The 26,776-nt window shown below is 62.6% G+C and carries 21 protein-coding genes; 12 read left to right on the top strand and 9 right to left on the bottom strand.

The genetic code is table 11. From position 1 onward, the window contains the following. Positions 1-107: 107 nt before the first annotated feature. The gene (locus tag J8I35_RS05340) at positions 108-2,141 is read right to left on the bottom strand and encodes an NADPH-dependent 2,4-dienoyl-CoA reductase (RefSeq protein WP_209924706.1); all 2,034 of its coding nucleotides are present in this window, start codon (positions 2,139-2,141) and stop codon (positions 108-110) included. A gap of 75 nt (positions 2,142-2,216) precedes the next feature. Between J8I35_RS05340 and J8I35_RS05335 the strand changes: the two genes are divergently transcribed. Beyond that, a complete protein-coding gene (locus J8I35_RS05335) occupies positions 2,217-3,299 on the top strand; it encodes an AraC family transcriptional regulator (RefSeq protein ID WP_124681446.1) in 1,083 nt (360 codons plus the stop codon). A 13-nt stretch (positions 3,300-3,312) separates the two neighbouring features. Here J8I35_RS05335 and J8I35_RS05330 read toward each other — a convergent pair whose 3' ends face one another. The 3 genes from J8I35_RS05330 to J8I35_RS05320 form a co-directional block, all read right to left on the bottom strand. Next, positions 3,313-3,762, bottom strand: coding sequence for a DUF126 domain-containing protein (locus J8I35_RS05330; RefSeq protein ID WP_209924705.1), 450 nt, complete (start codon positions 3,760-3,762; stop codon positions 3,313-3,315). After that, positions 3,755-5,002 (bottom strand): aconitase X, encoded by a 1,248-nt coding sequence (locus tag J8I35_RS05325; protein ID WP_209924704.1) that lies wholly within the window; start codon positions 5,000-5,002, stop codon positions 3,755-3,757. Before J8I35_RS05325 ends, J8I35_RS05330 begins: the two co-directional genes overlap by 8 nt. 205 nt (positions 5,003-5,207) lie before the next feature. Next, the gene (locus J8I35_RS05320; RefSeq protein WP_050017862.1) at positions 5,208-5,636 is read right to left on the bottom strand and encodes a MarR family winged helix-turn-helix transcriptional regulator; all 429 of its coding nucleotides are present in this window, start codon (positions 5,634-5,636) and stop codon (positions 5,208-5,210) included. Between the two features lie 90 nt (positions 5,637-5,726). On the opposite strand from J8I35_RS05320, the gene J8I35_RS05315 reads away from it, so the two are divergent. The 4 genes from J8I35_RS05315 to J8I35_RS05300 all read left to right on the top strand — a co-directional run bounded on the left by J8I35_RS05315 (position 5,727) and on the right by J8I35_RS05300 (position 9,931). Continuing rightward, a complete protein-coding gene (locus tag J8I35_RS05315) occupies positions 5,727-6,647 on the top strand; it encodes a LysR family transcriptional regulator (protein WP_050017861.1) in 921 nt (306 codons plus the stop codon). A 105-nt stretch (positions 6,648-6,752) separates the two neighbouring features. Continuing rightward, a complete protein-coding gene (locus J8I35_RS05310; RefSeq protein WP_011548253.1) occupies positions 6,753-7,184 on the top strand; it encodes a MarR family winged helix-turn-helix transcriptional regulator in 432 nt (143 codons plus the stop codon). Positions 7,185-7,248: 64 nt separating this feature from the next. After that, the gene (locus tag J8I35_RS05305; protein ID WP_050017860.1) at positions 7,249-8,343 is read left to right on the top strand and encodes an HlyD family secretion protein; all 1,095 of its coding nucleotides are present in this window, start codon (positions 7,249-7,251) and stop codon (positions 8,341-8,343) included. 13 nt (positions 8,344-8,356) lie between these two features. Beyond that, positions 8,357-9,931 (top strand): DHA2 family efflux MFS transporter permease subunit, encoded by a 1,575-nt coding sequence (locus J8I35_RS05300; RefSeq protein ID WP_209924703.1) that lies wholly within the window; start codon positions 8,357-8,359, stop codon positions 9,929-9,931. A gap of 35 nt (positions 9,932-9,966) precedes the next feature. Here the strand turns inward: J8I35_RS05300 and J8I35_RS05295 are convergent, their stop codons facing one another. Next, positions 9,967-11,019 carry an RNA-guided endonuclease TnpB family protein gene (locus J8I35_RS05295; RefSeq protein WP_209924702.1) on the bottom strand — a complete coding sequence of 351 codons (1,053 nt, stop codon included), beginning with the start codon at positions 11,017-11,019 and terminating at the stop codon, positions 9,967-9,969. A gap of 92 nt (positions 11,020-11,111) precedes the next feature. Between J8I35_RS05295 and J8I35_RS05290 the strand changes: the two genes are divergently transcribed. The 3 genes from J8I35_RS05290 (at position 11,112) to J8I35_RS05280 (ending at position 17,069) form a co-directional block, all read left to right on the top strand. After that, on the top strand, positions 11,112-12,554 hold the full coding sequence (locus tag J8I35_RS05290) for an efflux transporter outer membrane subunit (protein ID WP_209924701.1): 1,443 nt from the start codon (positions 11,112-11,114) through the stop codon (positions 12,552-12,554). A 357-nt stretch (positions 12,555-12,911) separates the two neighbouring features. Next, the gene (locus J8I35_RS05285) at positions 12,912-14,231 is read left to right on the top strand and encodes an EAL domain-containing protein (RefSeq protein ID WP_209924700.1); all 1,320 of its coding nucleotides are present in this window, start codon (positions 12,912-12,914) and stop codon (positions 14,229-14,231) included. A gap of 324 nt (positions 14,232-14,555) precedes the next feature. Next, positions 14,556-17,069 (top strand): EAL domain-containing protein, encoded by a 2,514-nt coding sequence (locus J8I35_RS05280; RefSeq protein WP_209924699.1) that lies wholly within the window; start codon positions 14,556-14,558, stop codon positions 17,067-17,069. A 47-nt stretch (positions 17,070-17,116) separates the two neighbouring features. Here J8I35_RS05280 and J8I35_RS05275 read toward each other — a convergent pair whose 3' ends face one another. Beyond that, a complete protein-coding gene (locus J8I35_RS05275) occupies positions 17,117-17,527 on the bottom strand; it encodes a TIGR02594 family protein (protein ID WP_124640414.1) in 411 nt (136 codons plus the stop codon). 194 nt (positions 17,528-17,721) lie between these two features. Between J8I35_RS05275 and J8I35_RS05270 the strand changes: the two genes are divergently transcribed. The 3 genes from J8I35_RS05270 to J8I35_RS05260 all read left to right on the top strand — a co-directional run bounded on the left by J8I35_RS05270 (position 17,722) and on the right by J8I35_RS05260 (position 21,337). Then, positions 17,722-18,633, top strand: a complete 912-nt coding sequence (locus J8I35_RS05270; RefSeq protein WP_209924698.1) for a LysR substrate-binding domain-containing protein — start codon at positions 17,722-17,724, stop codon at positions 18,631-18,633. 132 nt (positions 18,634-18,765) lie between these two features. Next, positions 18,766-20,082, top strand: coding sequence for an MFS transporter (locus J8I35_RS05265; RefSeq protein WP_209924697.1), 1,317 nt, complete (start codon positions 18,766-18,768; stop codon positions 20,080-20,082). Between the two features lie 13 nt (positions 20,083-20,095). After that, positions 20,096-21,337 (top strand): amidohydrolase family protein, encoded by a 1,242-nt coding sequence (locus tag J8I35_RS05260; RefSeq protein ID WP_209924696.1) that lies wholly within the window; start codon positions 20,096-20,098, stop codon positions 21,335-21,337. Between the two features lie 200 nt (positions 21,338-21,537). Here the strand turns inward: J8I35_RS05260 and J8I35_RS05255 are convergent, their stop codons facing one another. Next, positions 21,538-21,834: a hypothetical protein gene (locus J8I35_RS05255; RefSeq protein ID WP_050018303.1), complete on the bottom strand. Its 297-nt coding sequence runs from the start codon at positions 21,832-21,834 to the stop codon at positions 21,538-21,540. Between the two features lie 536 nt (positions 21,835-22,370). Between J8I35_RS05255 and J8I35_RS05250 the strand changes: the two genes are divergently transcribed. Beyond that, positions 22,371-24,083, top strand: a complete 1,713-nt coding sequence (locus J8I35_RS05250) for a TIGR04141 family sporadically distributed protein (protein ID WP_209924695.1) — start codon at positions 22,371-22,373, stop codon at positions 24,081-24,083. 349 nt (positions 24,084-24,432) lie between these two features. Here the strand turns inward: J8I35_RS05250 and J8I35_RS05245 are convergent, their stop codons facing one another. Together J8I35_RS05245 and J8I35_RS05240 are read right to left on the bottom strand one after the other, a co-directional pair. Further along, complete coding sequence (locus tag J8I35_RS05245) at positions 24,433-25,089, bottom strand: hypothetical protein (protein WP_209924694.1); 657 nt, start codon at positions 25,087-25,089, stop codon at positions 24,433-24,435. Continuing rightward, positions 25,076-26,581, bottom strand: a complete 1,506-nt coding sequence (locus J8I35_RS05240; protein ID WP_209924693.1) for an ATP-binding protein — start codon at positions 26,579-26,581, stop codon at positions 25,076-25,078. Before J8I35_RS05240 ends, J8I35_RS05245 begins: the two co-directional genes overlap by 14 nt. Positions 26,582-26,776: the final 195 nt, after the last annotated feature.

Genomic DNA, 26,776 nt, shown 5'->3' with positions numbered 1-26,776 from the left:
GATTTTGCGCCGCGGATCGGCGCATCCTGCGGCAAGCCGCGAACCGTCGCTTCAGCCGATCATCGCGACGCGACGACCGTCCGAACGACCATCGCAGCGCCCGCCGGTTACAACCGCGCCGCGAGCCGCGCGCCCTGAGCGATCGCGCGCTTCGCATCGAGTTCGGCGGCCAGTTCCGCGCCGCCGATCAGGTGCACCGAGCGCCCGGCGGCCTGCAGCGGCGCGAGCAACGCGCGCTGCGGCTCCTGCCCCGTGCAGAGCACGATCGTATCGACTTCGATCAGTTCGTGATCGGTGCGCTGCTCGCCGTACGACACATGCAGCCCGCGCGCATCGATCCGCTCGTAGTTCACGCCGCCGACCATCTTCACCTGCTTCATCTTCAGCGTCGCACGGTGAATCCAGCCGGTCGTCTTGCCGAGCCCCTTGCCGAGCGGCGCGGCCTTGCGCTGCAACAGCGTCACTTCCCGCGCCGGCGCCGACACCTGCGCACGCGTCACGCCGCCGCGCGTCGCGGCAGGGTCGGTCACACCCCACTCGGCCTTCCATTCGTCCAGGTCGAGCGCCGGCGATTCACCGTCCTGCACCAGATACTCGGCGACATCGAAGCCGATCCCGCCCGCGCCCACCACCGCGACCCGCCGCCCGACCGGCTGTTTGCCCGCGAGCACGTCGATATAGCTGAGTACGTTCGGCCCGTCCTGCCCCGGAATCTTCGGGTCGCGCGGCGCGACGCCGGTTGCGAGCACGATCTCGTCGTAGCCGCCCGCGATCAGGTCGCTCGCGTCGACGCGACGGTTCAGGTGCAGCTTCACGCCGGTCAACTCGACCTGCCGGCCGAAGTAGCTCAACGCTTCGTGAAACTCCTCCTTGCCCGGAATCCGCTTCGCCATGTTGAACTGGCCGCCGATCTCGGCCGCGCCGTCGAACAGGTCGACCTGATGGCCGCGCTGCGCGAGCACCGTCGAGCATGCGAGGCCGGCCGGCCCCGCGCCGACCACCGCGATCCGCTTCGGCTGCGGCGCGGGCGTGTATTTCAGCTCCGTCTCGTGGCACGCACGCGGATTCAGCAGGCACGACGCAATCTTGTTCTTGAACGCGTGATCGAGGCACGCCTGGTTGCAGCCGATGCAGGTGTTGATCTCGTCGGCCCGCCCCTGCGCGGCCTTGACGACGAACTCGGCATCCGCGAGCAGCGGGCGCGCCATCGACACCATGTCCGCGCAACCGTCCGCGAGAATCTGCTCGGCCACTTCGGGCCGGTTGATCCGGTTGGTCGTCACGAGCGGGATGTCGACCTCGCCCTTCATCTTCTTCGTCACCCACGCGAACGCGCCGCGCGGCACCGACGTCGCGATCGTCGGCACGCGCGCCTCGTGCCAGCCGATCCCCGTGTTGATGATCGTCGCGCCCGCGCGCTCGACCGCCTTCGCGAGCTGCACGGTTTCGCTCCAGTCGCTGCCGTCCGGAATCAGGTCGAGCATCGACAGCCGGTAGATCAGGATGAAGTCGCGGCCGACCGCTTCGCGCGTGCGCTCGATGATCTCGATCGGCAAGCGGATGCGGTTCTCGTACGCCCCGCCCCACTGGTCGCTGCGCTTGTTCGTATGCATCGAGATGAACTGGTTGATCAGGTAGCCCTCGGAGCCCATGATCTCGACGCCGTCGTAACCGGCTTCGCGGGCGAGCGTCGCGCAGCGCACGAACGCACGGATCTGTCGCTCCACGCCGCGCGCGCTCAGCTCATGCGGCGCGAACGGCGAAATCGGCGACTTGATCTTCGACGGCGCGACCGCGAACGGGTGGTAACCGTAGCGGCCCGTATGCAGGATCTGCAGCGCGATCTTGCCGTCCTCCGCATGCACGGCGCCGGTGATCTCGCGATGCCGGCGCGCGGCGGCCGACGTCATCAGCGTGCCGCCGAACGGCTTGGTCCAGCCGGCCACGTTCGGCGCGAAGCCGCCCGTCACGATCAGGCCGACCCCGCCGCGCGCGCGCTCGGCGAAATATTCGGCGAGGCGCGGCAGCGTCTTGCGGCTGTCCTCGAGGCCGGTGTGCATCGAGCCCATCAGCACACGATTCCTCAGCGTCGTGAAACCGAGATCGAGCGGTGCGAGCAGGTGGGGAAAGGGTGTCGTCATGATGATTCGGGCAAGAAGCGATGCCTGCCATCGTAGGCGTGCGCCGCCTTGAACGTGAGGGGGCAAACAGCCATAATGCTTGTCATTTCTGGCCAAATCGACATGACTTCCCCGTCTCGCAAGGATCGCCTCGGGCTGCGCCGGCCAACGATTCCGGTCGCCTATACGCGCCTGCTGCTGCAGGCGCTGGCCGCTCGCGGCGTCGATCTCGCCGCCGTGCGCGCCGGCACCGGCCTGCGCGACGCGGTGCTGGCCGAACCGGACGCGCGCGTCGCGCCGTCGCAATGGGGGCGGCTCGTGCTCAACGCGATCGAAATCGGCGGCGATCCGGGCATCGGGCTCGCGTTCGGGCTGCTGCTGAAACCGACCGTGCACGGCTTTCTCGGCTACGCGACGCTGACCGCGCGGGACATCCGCGACGCGCTGTTCGTCACGCAGCGCTACTTCCGGATGCGCAATCGCCAGTACCGGCTGACCTATGCGGAAGACGAGCGTGGCGCGACGCTCGAACTGCACGGCGTGCAGGCAAACCCCGTGCTGCAGCATCACGTGATGTTCGAATTCGTGCTGACGGGGCTCGCGCAGAACATCTCGCAATGGTCCGGGCGCACGTCACCGCCGATCAGGCTGCAATTCGCGTGGCCGGAGCCCGCGTATTTCGCGCGCTATCGCGATACGTTGCCACCGGTCGAATTCGGCTGTGCGGCCAATGCGCTATGGATCGCGCACGACGTGCTCGACTGGCCGCTGCCGCTCGCCGACGAAGTCGCGCACCGGCAGGCGCTCGTGCAGGTCGAGCGCGAATATGCACAGGTGCGGCAGGAGGAAGGCGATCTGGTCGAGCGCGTTCGCGCGGAACTGGCGCGCGCCGCCGGCGATTATCCGGGGCCGGATACGCTCGCCGATGCGCTGCTCGTGTCGACGCGCACGCTGCGGCGCCGGCTGGAGGAAGCCGGGTCGAGCTATCGGCAGTTACTCGATGAAGCGCGGTTTCGCGATGCAAAGCAGTTGCTTACCGCGTCCGATCTCGACCTGAAAACGATCGCCGAGCGGCTGCAATTCACCGACCCGGCGAATTTCACGCGCGCGTTCCGGCGCTGGGCCGGGCAGACGCCGAGCGCGTTTCGGGAAGCGGCTGCGGGGGCGGGACGCGAATGACGTGCGCGACGTATCAGCGCCCGATATAAACCCGCGCGCCGCCGTCCCCCTCGCCCGCCTCGATCCGCACGTCGCCCGTTGCGGCGGCGATCGCGTCGTACACGTCATCGCTCACGCACACCACCGGCACCGCGATCGCATACAGCTCCGCTGCCACGATCGCGCCGATCGAGATGATCAGGTCGCGCTCCTTCAGCACGATCCCGACCGGCCCGGTGCCGTTGCGCACCGCTTCCGCGAGCACGCTGCTGCTCGAACTCGATCCCTTCGCGTGCGGCATCACCATCACCTTGCCGGCGAGGCTCGCGCCGGCCTGCGGATGCCCGCGATCGACGATCCTGCCCGCGCCCGAGTCGTAGCCGCCCCAGAAGCTGAGCGGCTTCTCGAGCACGAAAGGTCGCGCACACGCGCTGCCCGGCACGAGCGTGTCGCCCGTCAAGAATGTGCCCGTCGTTTCAGTCATCGAATCGCACCTTGCCTTCGTACGCGGAGCGCACGCATTCGCGCATGCTGCCGTACGCGACCGTCACGCCGATGTTCGCGGGCGCATACGACGCCCATTTCCCCGAGTTGGTCATCACCAGCCCCGACAACCGCTTCATCACCGGCGTGATGTACGTGCAGGTATCGACGACGATCTGCACGCCGCGCGCGGCGAATTTCTCCGCGAGGCCGGCTTGCTCCAGCTCCCACAGATTGAAGCGGCTCGTGTTCACGTAGAAATCGCAGGCCGGCTTGCCGTCGAACGCGTCGAGCAACGTGTCGAGCGTGCGGAATTCGGCCAGCGAGAAATGCGGTGTGCCGAGCGCGACCGCGACCAGCGCGTCGCCGGCCACGCCGTGATTCAGCGTGCGGCGAATCTCGTCGAGATCGGCCATCGTGATGTCGATCGTGCGAAGCGCTGCGCGCCCGTGCAACGCGGCGTCGAGCGTCGGCGCCTCGGGCGTCACGCCGACCGCATGGAACAGCGCGACGGCCCCGCTCGACGCGGCGGCCGCGCCGAGCGCCTTGAGTTCGTCCTCGGTGGTGTCGGCCGGCAGCCCGACGATCGCCGGCACGACCGCGCCCGCGATCTTGCCGACCGCCAGACCGAGCGCGGCGAAATAGATGTCGCGCGACGGCAGGCCGGTGAAATCCGGCGCGTTGAACACGATTCGCGCGGCGCGGTTCGCATCGACATGCAGCCCCGCATACGGCGCGCGCCCGGTGATCGCGGCGGCCAGGTCGAGAAAATCGCCGTAGCGGCTCGTGCGCGCGCCCAACACCGAATTCGCGAACACGATCGCATTCGATTCGGCCCACGCGATCTGCTCGCCCAGCGCGGGACGATGCTTCAGTTGATACGGCGCGCACGTGAAGCTCGATTCGCAGCCGAGCAGCAAGTGCGCGTCCATCAGGCGCTGCGCATCGCGCTGGATCGTGCGGTCGCCGTGGTACAGCTCGGGATGGATCAGGTCGAGCGAGCCGACGTTCAACGTGGTCGGCACCGCGACCTTCGCGCCCGTGTCGACGAAATAGTCGACGAAGTCGAGGCTCGTCTGGCCGTGATACAGACAGCCGTCGATATGGGCAGACGTAATGTCGATCAGGTGCGGCGCGGACATCACTTGCGCGGTGCGCGCGACGATCCGCATCGCGCGGGCGACGCCGTGCCCGAAATCCCCGCGCAACATTGCGTCGTCGCGGTCACTCAACTGCAGCATCGGTTGCTCCTCGTGACGCGTGCCAGCGGCCGCCGCCGGCTCTTGAATTCCGTCAGAGGACTCTACAACTGGAAACAAAAACTGTCCAGATTGGGACAAAACCGGGCATCATAAAAACCAATTTTCACAACAGGAAGCTTCGGCGGCGGCCAATGGCTTGCGTTCCGCACCAGTTGACCGCCACACCGACCCGCCCGCCCCTCGCCTAACGTTCCGCCGTCAGGCTGAACAGCTCCGCGCGCAACGCCTTCGCGCGGTCGCGGCCGAACTGGGTGTCGAATTCGTCCTGCGCGGCCTGCCACGCGACCAACGCCCGCGCGAACGTGCGCTCGCCGAGCTTCGTGAGATGGAGCGCATGCGCACGCGCATCGTGCTCGGATGCCGCCGTCGCGACGAAACCGTCGCGCTGCAACGGCTTCAGCGCACGCAGCAAGGTCGTGCGATCCATCACGAGCGCATCGGCGAGTTCGCTCATCAGCAGGCCGGGCCGGCGTTTGAGGTTCACCATGATCGAGAACTGGGCGGGCGTGACGCCAACCGGGGCCAGATGGCGCTCGTACAGTTGCGTGACGAAGCGCGCCGCCTGACGCAGCGCGAGGCAGTTGCACGCCTCGGAAATCGGAATGTCGTTCATGTCGTCGAATCTATATGTGCATATGCATAAAGTCAATGTACACTCCGCCGTAACATGGCCGGGGCCGGCCATCGCGTCAAGGAGACGGACATGGACTACATCGACAAGCTGCGCATCTTCCGGTCGGTGGTGGAGATGCGCAGCTTCACGCGCGCCGCCGACATGCACGGCCTCGCGCGGCCGGTCGTCTCGCGCGCGGTCGCGGATCTGGAGGCGCGTTTCGGCAGCCGGCTGCTGCACCGGACCACGCGCCAGGTGTCGCTGACCGAAACGGCCGAGCGCATCTATGAGCGGTGCGCGGCCGTGCTCGACGAACTCGACGCGCTCGAAGTGGAAGCGCAGACGCACACGCGCGAGCCCGAGGGCCTGCTGCGCCTCGTCGCGCATACGACGGCCGCGCTGAACCGGCTCGTGCCGCTGATCGCCGGCTTCAAGCGCGCGCATCCGAACGTGCGCCTCGACGTCACGCTGACCGAGCGCCCGGTCGATCTGGTCGGCGAAGGCTACGACATCGGCATCGTCGTGCCGTACATGCTGACGAGCGAATCGACCGTCGTGCGGCTGGTCGAGCGCATTCCGGTCGTGATCGTCGCGACGCCTGCATATCTGCAAGCGCATGCGCGCCCCGAGACGCCGGCCGACCTCGCCAATCATCCGTTCGTGCCGATCTCGCCGTCGCTGCGCCGGCCGGCGCTGTCGTTCCGTGTCGACGGCAACATGCTCACCGTGCCGTTCCGCTTCGACATCTCGTCGAACAGCCCCGTCTTCAACCGCGAAATGGTGATGCACGACTTCGGCATCGGCGTCGTCCCGAAAACGCTCGTCGAGGCCCAACTCGCGTCGGGCGCGCTCGTGCAGCTGCTGGAAGACGCCGATCTCGTCGATGCGTTCGTCGAAATCAAGCTCGCGTACGCGAACCGCGCGCTGCTGCCCGCGAAGGTGAAGGCGTTCATCGACTACACGGCCGCGTACTGCGACCGCGAAGGCTGGATCGTTCCCGCGGCGGCGTGACCGGGCGCGAGCGCGCCGTTCCGACGCCGATTGGTACAGCCACGACACCAATCTGATCCTGTCCCGCCGCTCGCTTCACGCCGTCCCGCCCCCTAACATGTGCACATGCACAAGACCACGCTCACCGATGACGATTGCTTCGCGGTCCGGCAAGCCGCCCGGCGGATCTCGCAGTTCTACGAGCGTTACCTGTCGCGAGCGGGCGTGACGCCGTCGCAATACAGCATCCTCGCGCTGCTGCGCGAGCGGCCCGGCCTGACGATGGCGACGCTGTCGAACGTGCTGGTGATCGAACGCACCGCGCTGCTGCGCGCGCTCAAGCCGCTCGTCGGCGCGGCGCTGGTGACGGGGCGGATCGAGCCGCCATGTCGCGGTCAGACGTTTGCACTGACCGCACACGGCGAAACGAAGGTCGCCGACGCGCACGTGCACTGGCTCGCCGCACAGGAAGCGTTCGAGCGGTGCTTCGGGTCGACGCAGGCGGCCCGCCTCAGAGACGAATTGTTCCGGATCACGCACAACCTGCCGGAACGCTAACCCTTTTCCCGATCGGCACGACGTCGTCGATCGCTTTGATTAGTGCATATACATAGGTGAATCGATGGATACGACCCAAGCCGCTGCCTCGTCACGCGAAGCAGCCACAACCGAGCGGCCCGCGAAGCAACGACGCCGCGTGCCGTGGATGCGCATCGCGGTGGGCGCCGTCGTCGTCGTGGTCGCGGCCGCCGCGCTCGACTGGCTGTTCGTGCTGCGCTTTCAGGAAAGCACCGACGACGCGTATGTCGGCGGCGACGTGACGGTGCTCGCGCCGAAGGTCAACGGCTTCGTCGACAAGATTCTCGTGACCGACAACCAGCGCGTGAAGGCCGGCGACGTGCTCGTGCAGCTCGATGCGCGCGACTACGACGCGAAGCTCGCGCAGGCCAGCGCCGAAGTCGACAGCGCGCGCTCCGCCGTGACCGAACTCGAAGCGAAGCAGCAACTGCAATTCGCGGTGATCGGCCAGCACGCGGCGGACAAGAACGCGTCGTCCGCCGAACTGACGCGCGCCGCATCGGACCGCGTGCGCTACCGCGAGCTCGTGAAGTCGGACGCCGTATCGAACCAGATCGTCGAGCGCGCGGACGCCGATTATTCGAAGGCCGGCGCGGCCGTCGAACGCAGCGACGCCGCGCTGCTCGCGTCGAAGCGCCAGCTCGACGTGCTCGGCGCGCAGCTCGCCGATGCGCGGGCCCGCGTGAACACCGCGCTCGCCGCGCAGCGCGTCGCGGCGCTCAACGTCGAATACACGACGATCCGCTCGCCGGTCGACGGCTACGTCGGCAACCGCACGGGCCGCGTCGGGATGCTCGCGAACGTCGGCGTGCCGCTGCTGACCGTCGTGCCGGCCTCCGGCCTGTGGATCGACGCGAACTTCAAGGAAGACCAGCTTCGCAAGATGCGCGCGGGCGACCGCGTCGACGTCGCGCTCGATGCGTCGAGCACGCGCCTGCATGGCCGCGTCGACAGCCTCGCCCCCGCGACCGGCGCGACCTTCAGCGTGCTGCCGCCCGAGAACGCGACCGGCAACTTCACGAAGATCGTCCAGCGCGTGCCCGTGCGCGTGCATCTCGATCCGCAGCCGGGCATCGAGCACGTGCTGCGCCCCGGGCTCTCCGCGGTCGTGACCGTGCATACCGACCACCAGCACTGAACGGGAGCCGACGATGACCACCGCGTTTTCCGGCGACCCCGCGTCGCAACCGACCAGGCAGCGCGTGTTCGCGTTCGCGCTGATGTGCGTCGGCTTCTTCATGGCGACGCTCGACATCCAGATTGTCGCGTCGTCGCTGCGCGACATCGGCGGCGGGCTGTCCGCGAGCCAGGACGAATTGTCGTGGGTGCAGACCGCGTACCTGATCGCCGAGATCATCGTGATCCCGATGTCGGGCTGGCTGTCGAAGGTGATGTCGACGCGCTGGCTGTTCGTCGCATCCGCCGTCGGTTTCACGATCACCAGCATGCTGTGCGGGCTCGCGTGGGACATCAACTCGATGATCCTGTTTCGCGGCCTGCAGGGCGCGCTCGGCGCCGCGATGATCCCGACCGTGTTCACCACCGCGTTCGTGCTGTTCCCCGGCAAGCAGCGGCTGATCGCGTCGACGACCATCGGCGCGCTCGCGTCGCTCGCACCGGCGATCGGCCCCGTGATCGGCGGCTGGATCACCGACCAATGGTCGTGGCACTGGCTGTTCTACCTGAACCTCGTGCCGGGCATCGCGGTGGCTGCGCTCGTGCCGCGCTACGTGCACATCGACGCGCCCGATCTCAGCCTCATCAAACGCGGCGACTATCTCGGCATCGTGCTGATGTCGGGCTTCCTCGGCTGCCTCGAATACGTGCTGGAAGAAGGCCCGCGCAAGAACTGGTTCGGCGACGATGCGATCGTGATCTGCGCGTGGATCTCCGGCATCTGCGGCTTCCTGTTCATCGTGCACGCGCTGACCGCGAAAGATCCGATCGTCGACCTGCGCGCGCTCGCCGTGCGCAATTTCGGGATCGGCAGCCTGCTGTCGTTCGTGACCGGCATCGGGATTTTCGTGACCGTGTTCCTCACGCCGCTGTTTCTCGCGCAGGTGCGGGCGTTCAGCTCGCTGCAGATCGGCATCGCGCTGCTGTCGGTCGGTGCGTTCCAGTTGATCGCGCTGTGCGCGTATGCGTTCGCCGCGCGCTACGTCAGCATGCGTGCGCTGCTCGTGTTCGGGCTGATCTGCTTCGGCCTCGGCTGCTACCTGTACACGCCGATCACGCACGACTGGGGCTGGCAGGAACTGCTGCTGCCGCAGGCGCTGCGCGGTATCGGCCAGCAGTTCAGCGTGCCGCCGATCGTGACGATGGCGCTCGGCTCGCTGCCGCAGTCGCGGCTGAAATCGGCGAGCGGGCTGTTCAACCTGATGCGCAACCTCGGCGGGGCGATCGGTATCGCGGTAAGCGCGACGATGCTCAACGACCGGCTGAATTTTCATTACCTGCGGCTGAACGAGCACGTGAGCGCCGGCGAACCGCAGGTCGCGTCGCTGCTCGATCGCCAGGCCGCGTACTGGGGCTCGGTGGCCGGCAATACGCTGAATACCGCGCAGGCCGGGCTCGCGAACCTGCATCGTCTGATCTATCGCGAAGCGCTGACGCTGACCTATGCGGATGCGTACTACGCGCTGTCGCTGTGCTTCGTCGTCGCGTTGCTTGCCGTCGTGTTTTCCAAACCCATTACGTTGAACGCGCCGCCGCCGGACGCGCACTGAGGCCCACGGATCATCATCTTGACGTCCTCCTCCGCCTAAGCGCGGAGGATTCCCACATCTGGCGATGCACGTCCGCATCGGAGAATGTTCAGCGCAGCGTTGGTATCTCGATCATGCTCGACACCACAGTCACTGCAGGCCCACTCTCTTATTCGCAGTCCCGCGATACCTTTCGGCCGCGTCGTGCTGTCTTTCGACCCGCACGCCGAACAGGACTGGGTCGAACCGCTTTCGTCCACTTCCTCGAACGTGGCCCCGTGCGCGATCGCTTTGTAGCGGAGCTTGTTTCGGAAGGACGACCAGGATGCGTCGTAGACGCTCTTCGCCATCCTGGTTCTGGCGAGTTTTGCGGCCGACACGTTGCCAACCGCGATGTAATCGAAACGCCGCACCAGATCGAGCGCGAGCTTGTGTTGGAAATCGGCACGGGCGTTCGCCACCTTGGCGTGCAGCTTCGCGATATGCCGCTTGTGCTTTCGCGCTCGCTGCGCTTTCGCCAGCTTTTCCGCCGCTCGTCGACCGAACCGGTCATTGGGCAGCTTCTCGCCGGTCGAAAGTGTGGCGAAGTCTTTCAGGCCGAGATCGATGCCCACACCGGAACGGATCGGGCGAGCCTGAACATCCGGCATCTCGATCGCTATGTTCAAGAACCAGTTGCCGCGTGCATCCTGCGCAAAGTTGGTCCCGTCCTTGATCTTGCCTTCGGGAAGCGGTCGACTGTTGAACACCCGAAAAGTATTTCCGGCAAAGCGAAACGCGCCGCCCTCGCGCTTCAGGTCACGCCCCTTCAGCGGCACCCAGCCCAGCGATTTCCTGCCGCGATAGCGCAGGTAGGGCCGACGGCGCTGGCTGCGCGACTTCGCGTATTGCTCGCACGTCGCGTTGACCGTACCGGAGTGAATACCGAGTTCCTTGCTGCTCCCCGTCGTCAGCACGTTCAGATCGAATCCAGTCGGCCACTTCTTGCCCCACTTGAGCGCGTGCTTCTGTGTGTCGTTGCAGAAATTCCAGACGTAGTTCACCGCACGGCTCTGCTTGTTGAGCAGTCCGTTGAGCGACTTCACGCGGTAGCGGTAGACAAGGATCATGCCGGTGATCCTAACCCGTGGAAGAAGCAGCCTGTCAACAGCAATTCTTTCCTTCCCGCCATCAATGGCGGGGTTTCTCGGAGCAAATTCTGATGAAGAAGCTACTCGTCGCGCTGGCCGTCAGCGCATTCGCCGCCGGGTGTGCGGTGCAGCCCGCGCGGCATCCGGCGCTGAACGAATCCGTTCAGACGCTTGCGCCCACCGCGTGGGATACCGACGTGCCGCGCGCGGACATCGACGCCGCCGCCTGGTGGGCGCAATTCCACGACCCCGTGCTCGACCGGCTGATCGCGACCGTGCTCGACGGCAACCTCGACCTGCAGGCTGCCGCCGAACGCGTGAAGCAGGCGCAGGCGCTGACCGTGCAGAAGCGCGCGGTGCTGCTGCCCGAACTCGACGCGACCGCGCATGCGGCCGACGCGCGGCAGAACACGCCGCCGCCGCTCGGTTATGTGCGGCAGGCGGGTGCGGGGCTCGCGCTGAGCTGGTCGCCCGATGTGTTCGGCGGCGAACGGCTCGATTTGCTGGCCGCTCAAGCGGAGTTGGTCGGGCAGAAGCATGCAGAGGATGCGATGCGCCTCGCGCTCGCGGCCGATGCGGCATCCGCGTATGTCGATCTGCGCTGGGCGCAGCAGGAATTGAAGATCCTGCAGGACAACGCGAAGATCCGGCAGCGTGCGCTCGAACTCACGCGCAAGCGGCAGGCGTTCGGGCTGTCGACGGAACTCGACGTGACCCGCGCGCAGAACCAGCTCGATGCGCTCGAAGCCAGGATTCCGCCGACGCAGGCGCAGATTTCGCATCAGTTGAATCTGATCGCCGTGTATTCGGGGCGGACACCGGAATCGGTCGATCGACTCGTGTTGGCGCAAGCCGGCGAGATTCCGGCACCGCCGGTCGGCGCGCCGGGGACGTTGCCTTCGCAAGCATTGTTGCGGCGGCCCGATGTGCTGACTGCCTACGCTCAAGTCGAGCGGCGTGCGGCGCAAGTCGGCGTAGCGAAGGCCGAGCGGTATCCAAAGTTTTCGTTGAACCTGACGGACGGAATTCTGGCGGCCTCGTATCTCGGGTTGCCGACGTTGACCGACAACCTGTTCAGCGCGGCGCTGAGTGCGACGAGCCCGATCTTCAATGCGGGGCGGATTACCGCCGATATCTCGCAGAGCGAAAGCCGGATGCACGAGTCGGAACTCGGGTTGCGGCAGACGATGCTGCAAGCGCTGCGGGAAGTCGAGGATGCGCGCGCGAATCTCGTCAGCTCCGATGAGGCGACGCGGCGGCTCGATAGTGCATTGGCGGCTTCAGGTAAAGCGCTCGGGCTGGCGAATCAGCTTTATAAGGGCGGCGCGACCGACTTTCTGGACGTGCTGTCGGCGCAGGAGGTGTATCTGCGCGATTCGGATTCGCTCAATCAGGTCAAGCGCGAGCATGCGCTGGCAGCAGTGGCGTTGTATCGGTCGCTCGGGGGTGGGTGGAGCCGGAACGACGCGGCCGGCGGGCCGCCGACGGAAACCGAGGCCGTGGCGAAAAACTAGGCGCCGCACGCGATGCGAAGTCAGCCGCCCGGACACGCACACCACTGCGGCTCCTCCGACACGCATCCAGCCGCAGCCCCGTCAGTACTGGATCGGCCCGCCGCGCGGCCCGCTCCGGCGCAGCAAGCCGCCCCGACGGGGGACTGGGACAACTTCTAGGCGGCCGCCCGTGCCGCGAGTAAACTGACAGGTGGAGCAAACCGCGAGGGTCGGCGCCGACCCGGAAGGGCCGCGCGCATCTTCGTGAACGTTGAAGAAGCCGGCGAGGGCGTCAGTCATCGGCACAACGAACTCCCCGGATGCGACGGATGCCCGCCTGGCATCCGCGAGACCTCAACTCAAAGGGAACGTTCAAGATTGAATACGAGCGCACCGTCGCCCCGCCCCGCCGACGATCAACCGGAGTCGGGCGGCAGAGCCGCCGCACCGGAATACGTCTACCTCGGGCGGCAACCGATTCTGGACCGCAGCGGAGCGTTGATCGCATTCGAACTATTGTTCCGCTCGGGGACAGCCAATCGCGCCCACATCACGGATGACGCTGCCGCCACCGCGCAGGTCATCGGAAGACTCATCGGGGATATCGGCCTCACCGCCGCACTGGGCGATCGCACGGGCTATGTGAACATCGATCGAACGGTGCTGATGTCCGACATCGTCTGGTTGTTGCCACATGAACGCTTCATACTCGAAATCCTCGAAACGGTGACGTTCGACGACGCGCTCTGCAAGCGCTGTAGCGAACTGCGGCGCGCGGGCTACCGGCTCGCGCTGGACGATGTTTCCGAGGTTTCCCCCCGCCTGTTCGAATTTCTCCCTTACGTCGATATCGTCAAGATCGATTTTCTCGAATGTCCGCGCGAGCACCTTGCCGAACTGATCGGCACCGTCAAGCAGCACGGGAAGATGTCGGTCGCCGAGAAAATCGAAACGCCGGAGGACCATGGCGCCGCGATGCAAGCGGGCTTCGAACTGTTTCAAGGCTACTACTTCGCGAAACCGCAGGTGCTGACATCGCGGCGCGTCACGCCATCGCGCGACGCGCTGCTGCGCCTGCTCGTGCTTCTGGGCGGCGAACCGGAGATCGTTGAACTCGAAGCCGAACTCAAACGCATTCCGAACCTCGTCATTCCCCTTCTGATGCTGCTCAATTCAAGCGCGGTGGGGCTCAGCCAGCCCGTTTCGTCACTGCGCGAGGCGATCATGCTGGTCGGCACGCGGCAAATTACGCGCTGGACCCAGTTGCTCCTGTTTGCCGATGAGCGCCTGGACGCGTTGCGCTCCGATCCGCTGGCGCAGCTATGCGGCGCGCGGGCGCGATTCATGGAACTGGCCGCGGGCCGGCTGCGGCCCGACGATGACCGGTTCGCCGCTACCGCGTTCATTGCGGGCGTGTTCTCACTCGTTCATGTGCTGTTCGGCAGCACGATCGAGGACGTCGTCACGACGACGCCGATTCACGCCGATATCCGGCGGGCACTGCTCGAACGGCATGGCGAGCTGGGTTGGCTCTTGAACGCCAGCGAGGCAGCGGAATCGGGGGACTTCGACGTCATCCGCGCAGCGTGCGATACATTGCCGATCTTCACCCCGAACGACCTGACCACGCTCTGGCTCGCTGCCGCCACGTGGTACGACGATCAGGTGCGCGGGCTACCCGCATACCGCCCTCAGTAAGCCTTGCAATGGGCGGCGCGACGGCCGCGCCGTCAATCTCGCCCAGCCCGCAGCCGCTCGACTTGCCGACGTACGGCCCGAATGGGGTCATCGCACTCAACTCTTGCCCGAATCTGCCGTTAACTCATGGCGGCGGCCCGTGCGAGGGCGATGCGCCGGCGTGCGGTTTCGCCGGACAACCGGGCATCGATTCCGCGTGAGCGAGTTCGATGCGTGCGCAACCCGTCGAGGCGAGCAAGATCATGCCTTGCCGGCCGGCGCGGGCGCGCCCGAAGGTTGCCGGATCGAAGCGCGCCGGCAAGGATTTTTCGTCTTGGTCAGAGAATGTACCCGAACAGCTACGATGTTCCGATCGCGCGCCTCGTCGCGCGCCAGATTCTGTCCTGCGCGCCCGCCACGCCGGTGCGGGAGGCCGCGCGACGCATGTTCGCCGAACGGTGCAGCTCGATCGTCGTGATGAAGGAGGAACAGGTCGTCGGGATCTGGACCGAGCATGATGCGCTGTCGGCCGGCGACAATCCGGGCGAGCTCGATCGGCCGGTCAGCGAGGTGATGAGCCATCCGGTGCTGACGCTCGAGGCCGACACGCCGCTCGGTGAAGCCGCGATGAAGTTCAAGCAGTCGGGCGTGCGGCACTTCGTGGTGGTGCGGGATGGCGCCGCGATCGGCGTGCTGACGCAAACCGACGTCGTCGTGAACCAGGGCCCGGAATTTTTCCTGCACCTGAAGCCGATCGAGTCGATCCGCGTCCATCCGCCCGTCGTGGTGCCCGAGCAGGCCGGACTGCACGACGTCATCGCACAGATGCGCGCGCAACGGCTCGATGCGATTCTCGTCGGCTACGACGACGGCGAGCACGGCATCCTGACCGAACGCGACATCGTCCGGCTGCTGGCCGACGGCGGCGCCCAAGGCGCGGTCGGCGACCATGCAAGCAAGCCGCTGCAGATGCTGACCGCCAGGCAAAGCCTGTATGCGGCGCAGCGCTTCATGACCGAACACAACATGCGGCATGTCGGCATCCGGGACGACGATGGCAGGCTGACCGGCCTGCTCTGCTTCGCGGACGTGCTGCAGAGCATCGAGCACGAATACGCGAACGAGCTGCGCAGCGCGCTGCGCGAGCGCGACGAAGCGCTGGGGCTCGCGCGCTTCAACCTGCGCATGGCGGATCGCGTGTTCGAATCGGCGCTCGAAGGCATCATGGTGACCGACCGGCGTGCGCGGATCGAGCGCGTCAACCAGGCGTTCACGCGCCTGACCGGGTACAGCGAGGATGAAGTGATCGGGCGCAACCCGGGCTTGCTGAGTTCCGGGCGCCAGACGCCCGATTTCTACAAGCAGTTGTGGCATTCGCTCACGACCGATGGTCACTGGCAAGGCGAAATCTGGAATCGCCGCAAGACCGGCGAATTGTTTCTCGAATACCTGACGATCACCAGCATTCGCGACAGCGCAGGCGAGATCTCTCACTACGCGGCGATCTTTTCCGACATCACGCAGCGGCGCCAGGCAGAGGAGCGGCTGGGCTATCTCGCCACGCACGACGTGCTCACCAATCTCGCGAACCGGATGTTGTTCGAGGAGCGGCTCGCGCACGCGATCAGCCATGCGAAGCGATTCGGCCGCAAGGTCGCGGTGATGTACCTCGATCTCGACCGCTTCAAGCTGATCAACGATACGCTCGGCCACAACGCCGGCGACGAGGTGCTGAAGATGGTCGCCGAGCGCATCGTCGCCAATGTGCGCGCGAACGACACGGTGGCGCGCATGGGCGGCGACGAATTCGCGCTCGTGCTCGAGGAGATCGACGACGTCCGCGACGTGGGACGCGTCGCGCGCAAGCTGCTGGACGAAGTGGGACGGGCGATCGATATCGGCGATCGCGAGATCTTCGTGACGCCCAGCATCGGCATCAGCATCTATCCGGACGACGGCACTGCGGCGGAGGACTTGATCCTGCTCGCGGACCAGGCCATGTACGGCGCGAAGAGCCGCGGCAGGAACGTGTTCCAGTTCTTCGAAAGCAAGATGACGTCGTCGGCGATCGAGCAACTGGAGACGCTCGGCGAATTGCATCGCGCGCTCGAGCAGAACGAATTCCGCCTGTTCTACCAGCCGCAATACGATCTGGCGAGCGGCCGGATCGTCGGCGTGGAAGCGCTGCTGCGCTGGCTGCATCCGCACCGCGGCCTGGTGCCGCCGGGCGACTTCATCGGGCTGGCGGAGCGATCCGCGCTGATCGTCCCGATCGGCAAATGGGTGCTGCACGAAGCCTGCCGACAGGCGCGCCGCTGGCTCGACGAGGGCTTCGAGTTCGGACGGGTGTCGGTGAACGTATCGGCACGGCAGTGCTTTACCGACCACTTCCTCAGCGACCTGACGACCATTCTCAGCGAAACCGCGTTGCCGGCCGAATACCTGCAGCTCGAGTTGCTTGAAAGCATGGCGATGAACACCCGCGAGGAAATCGGCATCCTGCTGCGCGAACTGGCGACGCGGGGAATCAGCCTGGCGATCGACGATTTCGGCACGGGCTATTCGTCGCTGGTGTATCTGAAGGATCTGCCCGTCGATACGCTGAAGATCGATCGGTCGTTCCTCGCGGACTGCGGCTCGGGCAGCACGGACGACGCGATCGTGCGCGCGATCGTGGCGATGGGGCGCGCGCTGGGGCTCGATGTCGTGATGGAGGGCGTCGAGACGGCCAAGCAGTTGGCCTTCCTGCAGGAGATCGGCTGCCACCAGGGGCAGGGTTTCCTGTTCGCGCGGCCGCAGCCCGCCGAGCAGTTGGTCGGCATCTCGTCGCGCCGCGGCGCTGAACTGCTGACGGAGTGAGGTGGTCGCGGGGCGCTGTGTGCCGCTTTGCGCGTGCCGTCGCACGCTCACTCGGTGGACGGCCAGCGGTATCCGATCACTTCGTTCAACGGATACGCGAGTTCGCGCACTTCTTCCAGTTGATTACCGCCGAACAGGTGAACGTGTTCGGCATCGTGACGCAGGTAGAACCCGACGTGCCCTTTCCAGCTCGTCGGATCGTCGCGCGTCAGGATCGCGATGCAGCCGTAGACCGGACGCTCCAGCGGTTTGCCCCATTCGAGCCACGAGCGTGCGAGCGCGGAGCCGGTGCCGCGGAATCCGGCGTGCGCCATGCACCAGTTCACGAACGACGAGCACCAGGAAATCTTGTCGTCGTAGCCGATCAGGTTCGTCTGGTTGTTGTATTCGACGATGCGCGGGTTGATGCTGCCCGGCGGGTGGCGGCGGATGCCGAGTTCGGCCAGCGCGACGGGCATCCAGGGTGGGTGGACGGCTTTCACTTTGCTCTCAGGGTTTGATAGGGTCACGTCGTTCTCGGGTACGTGTCGGTGTTGTTTCGCTCAATCTTCGCACGATTGAATATGGCGAATCCACAGCGCCCTTCACGAATCGGGATTTTCGTCGGGCCCACCCGTATCATGGAGGCAGCGCCCCCGACTCCCTGCCCGCCATGCGCATCACGCCCCTGCCGCCTCTTCAGTGCCTCATCGCGTTCGAAGCCGCCGTGCGGCATGCGAGTTTCACGAAAGCCGCCGCCGAACTGCATCTGACCCAAAGCGCGATCAGCCGCCAGATCCAGCAGCTCGAGGAATTCCTCGGCCGCTCGCTGTTCGTGCGCGAACACCGTTCGCTGCGGCTGACGATCGCCGGCGAGCAATACGCGGCCCAAGTCCACCATCTGCTCACGCAATGCGCGCAAGCCACGCACGACGTGATGAAACCGTACGGCGATCTCGAACTGACGATCGCGTGCTCGTCCGGCGTCGCGCTGCTGTGGCTCACGCCGCGGCTGCCGAACTTTCGCGCTGCGTATCCGAACATCAAGCTGCGCCTGATCGTGCGCGACGGCCTGGCATCGATGTCGCCCGCGGAATTCGACGTCGGCGTCTACTACGTGCGCCAGCAGGCGCCGGCCGAATACACCGCACGCCGCCTGTTCGACGAAGAAGTGTTCCCCGTCTGCGCGCCAGGCTATCTGGCCGGCCGCACGCTCGATGCGGCCGATCTCGCGAACGAAACGCTGCTGCGCCTCGAAGACGGCCAGCGCCAATGGATGTCGTGGTCCGAATGGTTCGACATGAACGACGTCGACCGGCAGAAGGCGCAGCCGCAGGACATCACGATCAACTCGTATCCGCAGATCGTGCAGATGACGATTCTCGGCCAGGGCGTGTCGCTCGGCTGGCGCTACATGATCGACGCATGCCTCGAAGCCGGCCTGCTCGTGCGCGTGACGGAAGCGTCCGCGAGCCACGGCGGCGGCTATTACGTGATCTCGCCGAACGACCGCGCGCAGAACCAGGCCGCCCGCCTGTTCACGCGCTGGCTGTTCGACCAGGCGGAGCAGCAGACCGCGCCCTGAATGCCGCGGGCGCGACGCATGCGTGCAGCGCATGCAGGCATGCGAATCTTTCGTTTCAGAAAAAAATGCGGCTCTCCTTAGCATGGGATTCATGCGGGGCAGCCGTCCCGTCTTCTGACCAAGGAAGAGACCATGCAAGGAACGCTTTCCCCGCGCGCCGCGCCTTCCGTCGATGCGGCAGTGCAACAGCGCCGCCGCGCCATCGTCGCGACCGTGATCGGCAACGGTCTCGAATGGTTCGACTTCACCGTCTACAGCTTCTTCGCGGTGATCATCGCGAAGCTGTTCTTCCCGACCGGCAACGAATTGACGTCCGTGCTGCTCACCGTCGCGACGTTCGGCGTGGGCTTCTTCATGCGGCCGGTGGGCGGCATCGTGCTCGGCGTCTATGCCGACAAGGTCGGACGCAAGGCCGCGCTGTCGCTCACGATCCTGCTGATGGCGGCCGGCACCGCGCTGATCGGCATCGCGCCGACCTACGAACAGGCCGGCATCGCCGCGCCGCTCCTGATCGTCGTCGCGCGGCTGCTACAGGGCTTCTCGGCCGGCGGCGAGATGGGCGGCGCCACCGCGTTCCTCACCGAATACGCGCCGCCGGAGAAGCGCGCGTATTACTCGAGCTGGATCCAGTCGAGCATCGGCTTCGCGGTGCTGCTCGGTGCGGCGACCGGCACGTTCGTCACGACGTCGCTCGACACGCAGGCGCTGCATAGCTGGGGCTGGCGGCTGCCGTTCCTGCTCGGGATCATCGTCGGGCCGGTCGGCTACTTCATTCGCAGCCATATCGACGAGACGCCCGCGTTCAGCGCCGTCGAATCGCAGGCGAAGGAAAGCTCGCCGCTGAAGGAAGTGCTGCACACGTATCCGCGCGAGACGTTCGCGAGTTTCTCGATGGTCATCCTGTGGACCGTCTGCACCTACGTGCTGCTGTTCTACATGCCGACCTATTCCGTGCGCACGCTGCATCTGCCGCAATCGACCGGCTTCACGGCCGGCATGGTCGGCGGGCTGATGATCATGTGCTGCTCGCCGATCGTCGGGCGACTCGCCGACGCGTGGGGACGACGCGTGTTCCTGTCCGGCTCGGCGCTTGGGATCCTCGTGCTCGCGTGGCCGATGTTCTCGTGGATCAACCATGCGCCCGGGTTCGCGTCGCTGATCGTGTTCCAGGCCGTGTTCGGCGTGCTGATCGCCACTTACACCGGGCCGATCCTCGCGGCGTTCGCGGAGCTGTTTCCGACCAAGGTGCTGTCGACCGGGTTATCCGTTGCGTACAACTTCGCGGTGACGATCTTCGGCGGGTTCGCGCCGTTCCTGATTACATGGCTCATCGCCCGCACCGGCAGCAACATGGCGCCCGCGTTCTACGTGATGCTCGCGGCGGCCGTCAGTTTCGTCGGCACGCGCTTCGTGAAGGATGCGAAGCGTGCGGCCGCAACGACTCGATAAGGATTTTTCTCTCATGACCATTACCGTGCTTCAAGGCGGCAACGTGCTCGACCTCGAAAGAGGCGTGTTGCTCGAACATCATCATGTCGTGATCGAAGGCGAGCGGATCGTCGAGGTTACCGATCGGCCGGTGGATTTGCCGAATGCGCAGGTGATCGACGTGCGCGGCAAGACCGTGATGCCGGGGTTCATCGATTGCCATGTGCATGTGCTGGCGTCGAATGCAAACCTGGGCGCGAATGCGACGCAGCCGAATATTCTCGCGGCGATTCGGTCGCTGCCGATTCTCGATGCGATGTTGGCGCGGGGGTTTACCAGTGTGCGGGATGCGGGGGGCGCGGATTGGAGTTTGATGCAGGCCGTTGAGACAGGGCTGATTCCGGGGCCGCGGATTTTTCCGTCGGGGAAGGCGCTGTCGCAGACTGGTGGGCATGGGGATTTCCGGCCGCGCGGTGATGTGCTGGAGCCCTGCTCCTGCTGTTTTAGGACGGGGGCGATTGCGCGAGTGGTCGATGGCGTCGAAGGCGTGCGGCTCGCCGTGCGTGAGGAGATTCAGAAAGGCGCGACGCAGATCAAGATCATGGCGTCAGGCGGCGTGGCTTCGCCGACCGATCCGATTGCGAACACGCAGTATTCGGAGGACGAGATTCGGGCGATTGTTGACGAGGCCGAGGCTGCGAATACTTATGTGATGGCGCACGCGTATACGGGGCGCGCGATTGCGCGGGCTGTGAGGTGCGGCGTGCGGACGATCGAGCATGGGAATCTTGTGGATGAAGCGGCTGCGGTGCTGATGCATGAGCGGGGGGCGTTCGTGGTGCCGACGCTGGTGACTTATGACGCGTTGGCTAAACATGGGGCGGAGTTTGGGATGCCGGCCGACTCCATCGCGAAGGTTGCTTCCGTGCAGCAGAAAGGACGCGAGTCGCTTGAGATTTATGCGAAGGCCGGCGTGAAGATGGGGTTCGGGTCGGACCTGCTCGGCGAGATGCACGCGTTTCAGTCCGGGGAGTTTCGGATTCGGGCGGAGGTGCTTGGGAATTTGGAAGCGCTTAGGTCGGCGACGACGGTGGCGGCGGAGATTGTGAATATGACGGGGGAGCTTGGGGTCGTTGCGGTGGGGGCGATCGCCGATCTCGTCGTGCTGGATGGGAATCCGCTTGAGGATATCGGGGTCGTGGCCGATGAAGGCGCGAAAGTCGAGTATGTGCTGCAGCGGGGGGCGGTTGTGAAGCGGTGGGCCGGCGGGCGGTGATTTGACGCCGTCTGGCTATTTTTGCAGGCGCGATGCGGCCTCACGGGCCTTGCGGTCGTGACAGTTGTTGAAGGTCGCTAGAGGTGTGAATCACGGCGTTCGCGGCCATGGCCGGGGCGGTGTCGCCCCGGCGGCCAGTCGTGTTCATGCAACGCCTGCGTTCCACTCGCTAGAGCCGCATCAAGCGGCCCTTGCAGGTGTTAGAGCGGCGACGGTCCCCGGTCAGGATCGTGGTACGGCTGCTCTCGCAGCGCCAATTGGCTGTAGTCCGGCGTGATCGTGATCGATCGGTCGACGTCGCTGACCCTCAGGTACACGCGGTCGCCCGGCTTGAAACCGAAGATCTTGAAATTGATATCGATCGCCTTCATCCACGGCAGGTACGGCCAGCCTCGCTTGGGTAGGTCCGGGTAGTTGCGAAGGACCAGCTCAAACGTCTTCTGCATGTTGACGGGTTTGTTCTTTCTACGACGTGGCTTAGTATTGGCGTCAGCCATTTCCGACTCCTGTGATGAGTTGGTGGTGGTCAGCGGGTCGTATGGGTTGCCGCCCATGCGGCCCGCGCTTCTTTGTTGCCTCGGGTTTCCCCTTCTTTCTCCCCTCTTCGCTGGGTCTTGTTGGGCAAGACGGCTTTATTTCGACCATCGGGACGGAGGGGACTGCGGTCAACTTCCGATGGTGAGAAGCGAAGCTTCATGACCAGTGTAGTCGGGTTGGCATCTCAGAAATGGGGAAATGAGGGGAATTGGCCGTTAGGTATAGGGTTACGCCGGTCGCAGGCTTGGATCTACGAGCAATCATTTGGCATTTCTTTGCGAGCGAATCACATAAGCTCTGCTGCATCTTGGTCTCAGCCCCACTTACCACCCATGTACATCTTCATGGCGTTCTTCGAACAATCAAGTTTTCTACTACTCTCCCTCACATATCCTCATTGACGACCCCTCGTGTTTAGATGCATCGTTGTCTCCTCGGCGGGCTCGGGGAAACAGGTATCGCCGCGCTAACAAGTAGTAAACTTGTGGGGCTAACGATGAAATCACATCAGCGCAAAGAGCGACTCAGCATCTATCTAATAAAAGATGCAAAGCTACGCGACGAACAATTAATCAAAATCGAGCACGCAAAGGCACCGGTGAAAATCTCGATCAATTCAAACGAGGCCACACTGTACGTCAAGGATTCGAGGCCCAAAATCCCTGATTGGGTAAGCTTCCTATTTCCAGATCAAGACGTGCCGGATAATTATTTCCTCGGGAATCGCTCCGAAGGAGCCGTTTTAATTATTCGAACAGCCAACGCAGCCTTTGCCCTTGCGTTTGGCATGGGATATCACCTAATCGATCTTGAGCTCGTCGAACGGGATTTCGGACTACGAGTAACGCTCAATTCCGTCGATCCGGAAAAACTCCGAAGTCTCGACAAAGCGAGTTATGAAGCGAATCCATTGAACACACGTAGCCAAAGCCCAAAAGACGCCGACATTTTCGATCTGCGTATCGATACTGAAAATGATATGGTTTACGCACTCACTGGGGCGTCTAGCGAACCGCTTTTTGGTGACCACGTAACGGGGCGTGACGCGTTAACTATCATGTCGGAGGCAATACTTACCGATCTACCAAAAATCTTGACGGAAGCACTTAATCGCTACAACCAAAAATCTCCTGAGCGTTTTGCGTGGGTAGACGACGTTAACCGTGTACGTGACACAAACGACATAGAACTCTTGGACCTGCTGTTGAATGATCTGCTTGCGGCGAATTCACCTGGTACCAATATTTGGCTCGGTGAGCCCGAAATTGTAGATTGGGAGGCGCAAACCGGCTACTCGTTTGATAGACGCGAGAGAACATCTATCCATCCAACCCTGCAGCTTGAGCAACTGCTTGACTACATGGTTCGAAAAAACATTACGCCCACGAGCGAATCTTTTCATGCTCAACATATTTACGTAAATGACACTAACTACCATCCCATCAAACAGTGGTCAGCCTATCGATGCCTCTATGCAGAGATCTCGGACAAAGGGAAAATATATATCCTTCGAAATGGTGTCTGGCACGTAGTTCGCGACGATTTCGTCGATCGGGTAAACAGAGAACTCAAGGACGTCGAAATCGATACTATCGCGATGCCAACCTATGCGCATGATGACGAGGGGCAATACAACATTAGCTGTGCGCGACCGAACAGCGGATATGAATTACTGGACCGTCAGAATATTTTCGTCGGAGGACCCTACGACAAGATTGAGTTCTGCGATCTTATTCGCAACGACCATGATTTAATTCATGTGAAAGTCTATCGAAGCTCTGCGACCCTAAGCCATTTATTCTCCCAAGGAAGCGTATCGGCAGAAACCTTTATTAAGCATCGAGATTTTAGAATTAAACTCAATAGCACGCTACCCATATCAATAAAATTACGCGACCCATCGGAAATCCCAAACGCAAACAACTATCGCGTCATATATGCAATCGCAACAACCAAGAATCTCCCCACCGACCTTCCATTTTTTTCAAAAGTTTCGTTGAAAAATGCAATTTTAAACCTTCGCGCACTGGGATTTCGCGTAGCCCTCTCGAAAATCACGATCGATTCCGATTTTCTTAAAACCAAAAAACAAAAACCTATGGGAAAGGCCGCCGCGACGCGTAAGCAAGCGGCCCAATCCGTTGCCCGCGCAACACCAACCTCTCGGGCACCACTAGCACTAGGCGCAAGTGAAAGCTCTTCTGCGTAACAATACGACGAGCAGGGTATCTATGTGCATCAGGCTAAACTAGAGCAAGCAGATAGCGTCAGCTCATCGCGCTCGATTCGGCGAGTATGAGCATTCACTTGATCTGTCCGCAATCAGTCGAGCCATCGGCCGTATTCAACTGCAGACACTCATGCCGCCTTAGCACACGATCGCGGAGGGCATTGACTCCATAGTGGGTTATATGGAATTCCCATCGAATTATCCGGGATTCGCACACCTCGCTTTAGTAATCAAAAACCCTCCCAAATAGCGCGCCAAACAATGGGTTGCTTGACAGAGAGTGGCGTGGCGACATCTGGCAGATGTCGCCACGCCAATTGAAATCGCGCTAGATAATTACAAGTAGGCGCCGAAGTGCCTGAAGTGAACGAGCCGCAGCGATCGGATCACGAGTATTCAACCATTTCTCCGCCGCTTCGCGCAGAGTCGCGTCATCTACAATTACTGCCTCCCACCCAAACTTGCGCAACTTTCTGTTCAAGTTACAAGCCCCGATCGTGAATACACCCTTGTCGCTAAGATCCAAATAGAGGGCACCGAACTTAATAAGATGAAGATCCCAATCGTCGAAATGCGGATGAACGATCAGAAATGCACCCGATGACCGAGGGTATTGTTTTACATGTTTGCCGCGCGACAGCGGGTCTGGCTCTGTCGCCTCCGTTTCTTTTGAACGCTTGATTTCGTTGCAATCAGCACAGATCGCGCAAAAATTTTTTGGTTCAAAAATGAACTCGCGTCTCAGAGATTTTGGCACAATATGCTCAACGTGACAATTGAGAGCAGATTGCGAAGACAAGGGCCCCTTGCAAAAAGCGCACGTGTCAACTTGCACGGTTCGATAGTAATCGCGGACAAGCTTCCGAAAGTCAGCCAAATCGTCGTCGCCCCAGTTCGTGTGGTTGAACGTAGGGTCCGCTAATTTTGCGTCCACCATCTTTCTGATCTCAGGCGAATACGCTATGGGATTTTTAATGTCTGCCATAGGCGCCCCGCATTTCTCTCAATGATTCAATCAGCTCCCTCAATGGGTCGTCCGACCGGAGGTGTTCGTGCATAGCGTTGAGTAGCCGTAGATTAACTTCGCTTTCCTCGTCGAATGCCCGAAGCTTGCCGATCTTAGCGAAGGTGTTTATGGCTATACGGCTTAAATATTCATTCTTAAAGCCCGGCGCTTTAAAAACCAGCGCAAGCTGATAATCCACGGAGCGACTCGTAAAATCACCCGCTGGATGCGCAACCCCGTCCTCCATCTGCATGACAAAACAATTTTTATCAGGAAGCTGCGCAATAATCTGCGGCGAATGCGTTGCAACTATAAAATGACACTCTCGAAAACTGGAGAATATGCGACTCAACAACTGGATGTAACGCTCCTGCCATTCCGGGTGCAGGCATATTTCCGGCTCGTCTATGCAAATGAGTGCGCCGTCTTCGATCTGACTACCAATTCCCAGTAGCCCCATAATTACCGACTGTTCGCCCGAACTCAACTCTGATATCCTAAACGGTTGCTCGGATTCCTTCTTGTGCAAAACAACTTCACGTAGCTTAAGAAGTCCATATCGCCCGAGCAACGCGATATCTTGTGGATCGATCTCGCCGGGGTGATTCACCGCGGCACCAAAATCGCCGAGGTGAACCTCAATTTTTGAGCGCCTCCCACCTCCTGAAAGACGAATCGCAGATTTCACGACTTGCCGAAACTCGGCCGTACTTACTGACAAGAGCGTGGTTAACTGCGTTTGCAGATCGGGATTGAATGTGGTGGCGCTCCCCCCTATATATTCCTCGATGATATGGCGCGCCTTGATTGGATTGTCAATCTGCTCTAACAACCTAAGCGATGTCACAGAAAATGTTACGCGAATGGCGCCTTCATAGCCTAAATAATCGAGTACATCAGTAATGGCTGCTGCCTGACCAGCGTTCTTGAATGCTGCCTCAATTAGTGTGTAGATAATTCTCGACATGTACGCTGGCCCCAAATTCATACTTGGTAGTCCACGTAAACCGAGGTAGCTATAGTACGGAATACTACTTCGTCGACGAAGATAAGGAAATTTGTCAAACGGGCTCGTCGAGACACAGATAATCTTCGTTGGAGGACGCGTTATTTTGACTGTGCCTATTGGCTCACTGCGAGTAGGTTGCGAATTGTCTTTGTCGAAATTTGACGGTTCAACATGTTCGCGCAAAATGCTTGTGACCACCGAACGTAACATTCGGCTTTTTCCCGTGCCATTTTTTCCAACGATTATCGTAAACAGATTTGATCGAACACCATTTTTCCCTCCTTTTTTTTGGAAGTTATAAGTCCGGCCATTCCATTCAAATTGATTAATCATTTTTCCCCGCGCGCAAGCTGAAATTTTTAGAGTTAATGGCGGTATTATTCTACCGATAAATGAGTAGATAAGGGACAGCACAAGGCCAGATGCTCGCCGTCGAAACTGTGCGTATTGGGAGTGGCGCATTTGCTCCGTAACCGGACATTTATGCAGGATCCTATAAAGGCCGCGTTGGGTCAATCACGCCCTTGCCCGGATGGTATCGAAGCAATCTCAGATCTGATTCGACGCCGGCTGAGGGATCTGGACTAGACGTAAGCGCCTTATAAGTTCGTCGGCGAGGCAACCACAACCTTCGCCCACGCCGCCGCAATGACGGCG

It is taken from the genome of Burkholderia sp. CpTa8-5 (genome assembly GCF_017815045.1).
In the GTDB taxonomy this organism is placed as follows: domain Bacteria; phylum Pseudomonadota; class Gammaproteobacteria; order Burkholderiales; family Burkholderiaceae; genus Burkholderia; species Burkholderia sola.
The sequence above is the reverse complement of the archived record's forward strand: the minus strand, read 5'-3'. Positions and strand labels throughout refer to the sequence as shown.